Below are 911 nucleotides of genomic sequence, written 5' to 3'. Positions count from 1 at the left end.
GCGAGGATATCGAGCTGGTCGTCGAGGCTGAAGATCGCGAAGGGAGCGGCGTCGGCGGCGGCGCGCGCGGCGCCCGCGGCGAGGTCGAGCGTCGCGAGCCGGTCGCTGATCCGCATCGCGCGCTGGATGTGCGGGGCGAGCGTGCGCAGCCCGCGCTTCAGCCGTTCGACGTCGCGGTCGCCGGGGCCGGGGATCATCAGCCCCAGCCGTTCGCCGCCGCGCCGGTCGAGCAGCACCGCGACCATCCGGTCGATGCCCCAGGGCGCGAGGAAATTGCGCGAAAATTCGGTCTGAGCGAATTCCTCGCGGGTCATGATGTCGTTGCTGTCGATGACGCTGCCATTGCCGTAGCGCATCATCTTGCGCGACCATTCGTGGCGGCCGGCATAGACTGCGGTGTAGATTTCCTGCACCCCGGCGGCGAGCCCGGTCGCGGCGACGAAGCGCGCACTTGGCGGGCTGCTGCTTTCCCAGAGGATGAAGGCGGCATCCCAGCTCAGCGGGCAGAGCGCGTCGGTGATCTGCGCGAGGGTTTCGTTCCAATGTTCGGGGTGGAGCACCGAGTCATAGATCTCGCCGATCAGCCGGTTGAGGACCTGCCATTCGGCCTCCGCATTATGATCGGATGGAAAAGGCGGATCCTGTTCAACCTGCATCGGCATCCCCGACAGGGCGATGGATCGCGGCGCACCCCTGAGCCGCGCGAAGGTCCCTGCCTATCGACGCACCATGGCAAAATGCGAAAAAAACGCAATGCTACCCAAATGGGTAGCGCGCGGCAGCGGGGAATCGGTCATTCCATAAGGGCGACCCAAGAAGAGCATGTCCCCAAGGGCATGTTCTTCGTTTGAAGCCCGCCGGGAGACCGGCGGGCTTCCTTTTTGGGGGTGGGGCGCTGCTTCCATATCCTC

At 65.6% G+C, this 911-nt stretch carries 2 protein-coding genes; both read right to left on the bottom strand.

Features of this window, described 5'->3' with window-relative positions; all coding sequences use genetic code 11:
* Window positions 1-656 (bottom strand): hypothetical protein (locus tag B1A78_RS21880; RefSeq protein ID WP_179102141.1); only part of this gene is annotated, 656 nt, incomplete at its 3' end.
* A gap of 60 nt (window positions 657-716) precedes the next feature.
* Window positions 717-911 (bottom strand): hypothetical protein (locus B1A78_RS23015; protein WP_218668027.1); only part of this gene is annotated, 195 nt, incomplete at its 5' end.

This window comes from Sphingopyxis sp. KK2, from assembly GCF_001990265.1.
In the GTDB taxonomy this organism is placed as follows: Bacteria; Pseudomonadota; Alphaproteobacteria; order Sphingomonadales; family Sphingomonadaceae; genus Sphingopyxis.
This window is presented reverse-complemented; position numbering and strand designations above follow the sequence as displayed.